At 67.7% G+C, this 4479-nt stretch carries 4 protein-coding genes; all 4 read right to left on the bottom strand.

Going from position 1 to position 4479, the window contains the following annotated elements; genetic code table 11:
• On the bottom strand, positions 1-2022 hold a 2022-nt coding region (locus ABNS06_RS15580; protein WP_348675518.1), incomplete at its 3' end, for a hypothetical protein.
• 37 nt (positions 2023-2059) lie between these two features.
• Positions 2060-3418 (bottom strand): TRAP transporter large permease subunit, encoded by a 1359-nt coding sequence (locus tag ABNS06_RS15575; RefSeq protein ID WP_348675517.1) that lies wholly within the window; start codon positions 3416-3418, stop codon positions 2060-2062.
• Positions 3415-3948: a TRAP transporter small permease subunit gene (locus tag ABNS06_RS15570; protein WP_348675516.1), complete on the bottom strand. Its 534-nt coding sequence runs from the start codon at positions 3946-3948 to the stop codon at positions 3415-3417. Before ABNS06_RS15570 ends, ABNS06_RS15575 begins: the two co-directional genes overlap by 4 nt.
• Positions 3945-4479: GGDEF domain-containing protein (locus ABNS06_RS15565; RefSeq protein ID WP_348675515.1), on the bottom strand; the 535-nt coding region annotated here is incomplete at its 5' end. The genes ABNS06_RS15570 and ABNS06_RS15565, both read right to left, overlap by 4 nt.

The raw sequence follows: 4479 nt of genomic DNA, 5'->3' as shown, positions 1-4479 counted from the left end.
GTATTCCGGCAGCCCGGCGATGCGCCGCAGTCCGACGCGAAAGCGGATGTCGTCCCGCGTGGGATAAACCCACAGCGACAGCGCCTTGTCCGCGGCGGTCAGGAACTCCGCGCCGCGGAACCATGCGCCGACGCCGTCGGGATGGTCATCCATCGTGATCTTCATCGACTCCGCGCCACCGGGCGTGTGGTTGCGTTCGGTGGCATCGACCTCACAGTCCGCGCAGTGCGAACCGGTGATCGCGACATTCGCCAGATGGTCGCTGTCGAAGATCAGCGACTCGGGATGCGCGGGGATGGACGGCTGGACCGGCGCTGCCTCGGGCGACTGTTCGCAACCACCGGCAAAACCGGGGAATCCGCCGGGTACCCGATTCGCAAGCTGCGTCTCGAACAAGGATGTCGGCTCGAGCCCGGACCGGCCGATGCCCTCGTAGAGCACGTTCTGATCGAAGGCGCCGATACCGGGTGCGCCGCGCTTCGATCCGACGCGTGGCTGCCCGGCGCCGTCGATGCGAGCGATCTCGGTAGGCAGACCGTTGCGCGACGGGCCGAGATCATAGGTGGCCAGCCCGGTGACGCCGGTCGCGGTCAGCGCGCCATCGGAGGCCGGGTTCAGCAACACATTGCCGCCGTACCAGCCGCCCAGGCGACCGTCTCCGCGCACATTCCACAGTGCGCCGCTGAACACGGTCTCGTAGGCGCCGCCGCTGTGCGAGCCGCGTTCCAGCATGTGCAGGCCCGTGCCATAGCCGAGCCGGTGGTTGTCGAACAGCACCGCCTGGACATAGCCGAAATGCGTGTCGTCACCCCCCATCCGCGACGCGTACGAGGTATTGCCCGACAGCACGACCATGGACGAGGGCGCGCGCTGGACGAGAAAGCCGTGGCGAACCTCCTCGGCATGGTTGCGGTAGAGCAGCACGTTCTGCGACGCGAACACCTCGAAGCCGTAGCCGTACCCGCCCCCGCCATCGTCCTGCATGTCGAACACGGCGCTGTTCGACACCGTCACCCGCGCCGCGTGGGAAACCAGAATGCCCTGGCGCGGGAAATTGCGAACGTGAACATCATGGACCCAGGCGTCGCGCATGGCCTCTATCAGCACCCCGGCGCCACCCGGACGCCCGCCGACGCCGCCGCTGTTGTCCTCGAAGCGGATCGCCAGCCCCGACACGCCCGAGTTGGCGCGTAGCCCGGCCCAGGCCGGCCGCGACGGATCGCGCAGCCGGATGGGATTGTTGGCGCTGTCCAGCGCGATCGGGAACGGTGCGTCCACGGTCACGTTGCGACCGCTGATGTCGGTGATCCGGCGCAGGTAGACGAAGGCGAACTGGCGGTCGGACTTGCCCTCCGCCGGCCAGCCCGATTCGCCGCCCCAGCGATGCTCCGGGCCGGAGTTCGCCCTCACCAGCGCCGGCCAGAAGTACTGCACCGCGACCACCCACTGCCCGACACGCAGTCCGCGGGCGCTGCGCACCTGAAAGGACCGGCTCTGCTCGGGAATCGAACCGGCCACGTCGGCGAGTACCGGGCTGCGGTCCCACCAGCCCAGACGCCATTCACCCAGGTCGCGGCCGATGGTGAACACGCCCTCGCGGGCGTCACCCTCCGAGACACGGTAGCCGGCGGGCACGTCGATCAGCGTCCGCGCGCTGCCGGCACCCTCGACGGACACGTTGTCGTAAGGCACGGCCACCGACCGGCTCAGCGTGAAGGTTCCGGCGGGAATCCGGACCACGCCACCACCGGCGCGCCCGACCTTGTGAATGGCGGCCTGCAAAGCGCCGGTGATGTCACCCTGCCCGTCGACCTCGACCACCGAACAGGGCACCTGATTCCCGAGCGGGCCGCGGCTCAGGTCGTAACCGACAAAGGAATAATCCGCCAGGCGCCAGCGTCGCCCGCCGACACTGATCTCGGCCGGCTCGTAACGGCCCGTGACCTCATCGTAGGGCAGCAGTTCGCTGGTCCAGGCCTGCGCGCCGGCGCTCAGCAGCGATGCCGCCACCGCGAGCAGCACGCCAGGCCAACCCGCCCGGCGAACAACGCTATGCCGACTAATCCAGAACATCCGGCAGCCAGGTCGCCAGCGCCGGCCACCAGGCCAGCATGAGCATCAGCACGACCTGAATCACGATGAACGGGATGACACCACGGTAAATCGACAGCGTCGAGACGGCGTCGGGCGCCACGCCGCGCAGATAGAACAGCGCGAATCCGAACGGCGGCGTCAGAAAGGAGGTCTGGAGATTCAACGCCATCATCACGCCGAGCCAGACCGGATCGACGCCCATCGCCAGCAGGATGGGACCGACGATAGGCACGACGACGAAGGTGATCTCGATGAAGTCCAGGATGAATCCGAGCAGGAACATCACCAGCATCACCACGATCACCGCGGTGATCCGGCCACCAGGCAGCCCGTGCAGCATCTCGGCGACCAGTTCGTCGCCGCCGTAGCCGCGGAAGACCAGCGAGAACACCGAGGCGCCGATCAGGATCAGGAACACCATGGCGCTGATGCGTGTCGTCGACTCCGCGCACTCGCGCAAATCGGCCCAGCCGAGCCGACGCCGGAACAGAGCGATCAGCATCGCGCCGACCGCGCCCACCGATGCGGCCTCCGTGGGCGTGGCGATGCCCATCATGATCGAACCCAGCACCGCGCCGATCAGCGCGATGGGGGGCAGCACGCCCCCGAGAAACGCCCACAGCGAGAACCGCTCGGCGGAGGCCGCCGGCATCAGGTCCGGACGGCGCCAGGCCTGCACCAGCAGCCAGACGATATAGGCCGCCACCAGCAGCAGTCCGGGCAGCAACGCGCCCATGAACAGATCGCCGACCGACACCGTGTCCGGCGAGAACACGCCCTGGCGGATCTGCGCCTGCTGGTAGGCGGAGGACATCACGTCGCCCAGCAACACCAGCACGATGGAAGGAGGAATGAGCTGCCCCAGCGTGCCGGAGGCGCAGATCGTCCCGGTCGCGGTGTCGGGCGAATAACCGGCGCGCAGCATCACCGGCAACGACAGCAGCCCCATGGTCACCACGGTGGCCCCGATGATGCCGGTGGATGCCGCCAGCAGCGCGCCGACCAGCACCACGCTGACCGCCAGCCCGCCGCGCAGCCGTCCGAACAGGCTGGCCATGCCGGTCAGCAACTGCTCGGCCACGCGTGAACGCTCCAGCACCACGCCCATCAGCACGAACAGCGGTACGGCGACCAGGGTCTCGTTCATCATGATGCCGAACACCCGGTTCGGCACCGCCTGCAGGAATGACGGATCGAACACGCCGGCCAGCGTGCCGATGCCCGCGAATGCCAGCGCGACGCCAGCCAGCGTCAGCGCGACCGGATAACCGGCCAGCAGCACGGCGCAGACGACAAGAAACATCGCGATGGCGATCAGGCTCATCGGTCGCCCCGTAGCCGCACCGCGGACCGCAGCCCCAGCGCCAATCCCTGCAACGACAGCAGCACGGCCGCCACCGGGATCAGCGTCTTGATCAGGAATACGCCCGGCAGGCCACCCGGCTCACGCGAACCCTCGCGCACCCGCCAGGCCGCGGCAACATAGTCCAGGCTTTCGATCAGCAGATAACCGCAGACCGGCCACAGCAGCAGCACCGTGCCCAGCAGATTCACCAGCGCCTGCCGCCGCGGTGGCCAGTCGCGGTAGAACACGTCGACGCGAACATGCCCATCCTCGCCAAGCACCCAGGCCAGCGCGAGCATGAACATCGCGGCGTTCGCGGCGACCAGGGCCTCCTGCATCGCGACCCAGCCGAGACTCCAGCCGTAGCGCAGCGCGACGATGCCGAAGCACAGCAACGCCATGACAATCGTCAGCCATGCCGCGCAGCGACCGACCAGCCTCGGCAATGCCGCGAGCCCCGCGGCCCAGCGTTCTGGCGCCGAATCCCTGGCGCGATCCCGATCCGTCATGCGCTCTGGCGACTGGCCCCCGTCTTCATGAGATCAACGGCAGCCGCGGTGAGCAGATGGTCGACCTGAACCGACCCGGGCTCCGCCGCCTTCAGCAGGCCCTCGAGCTGGCTGAGCACCTGCTGCAACACGGAATGCGACGAGTCATGGCGGGTGAGCTGACATTCGACGATGGCCGTATTCAGCTGGATGCGGATCTGTTCTCCGGGCACCTGGAACAATGTTTCGGAGACCCGGGTGGTCAGCTCCCGCATCACCGCTTCGCCACTGCACAAGCGCGTCGATGGCATCACGATCATGATGTCATCGGCGCCATAGCGGCCGATCACGTCCACCTGACGCATGCGCGCCCGAAGAAGATCAGTCATTTCCCGCAGCACGTGGTCGCCCGCGGTACGCCCATGCGTCTCGTTCAGCTTCCGGAAGCCGTCGATATCAATCACGGCGACGCAGAACGCCTGACCGTCACGCTGGGCACGCTGCAACTCGAAGCTCACCCATTCCATCAGCGCCGGACGGTTGTATAGGCGG

Source organism: uncultured Abyssibacter sp. (assembly GCF_964000955.1).
Lineage (GTDB): Bacteria > Pseudomonadota > Gammaproteobacteria > Nevskiales > OUC007 > Abyssibacter.
This window is presented reverse-complemented; position numbering and strand designations above follow the sequence as displayed.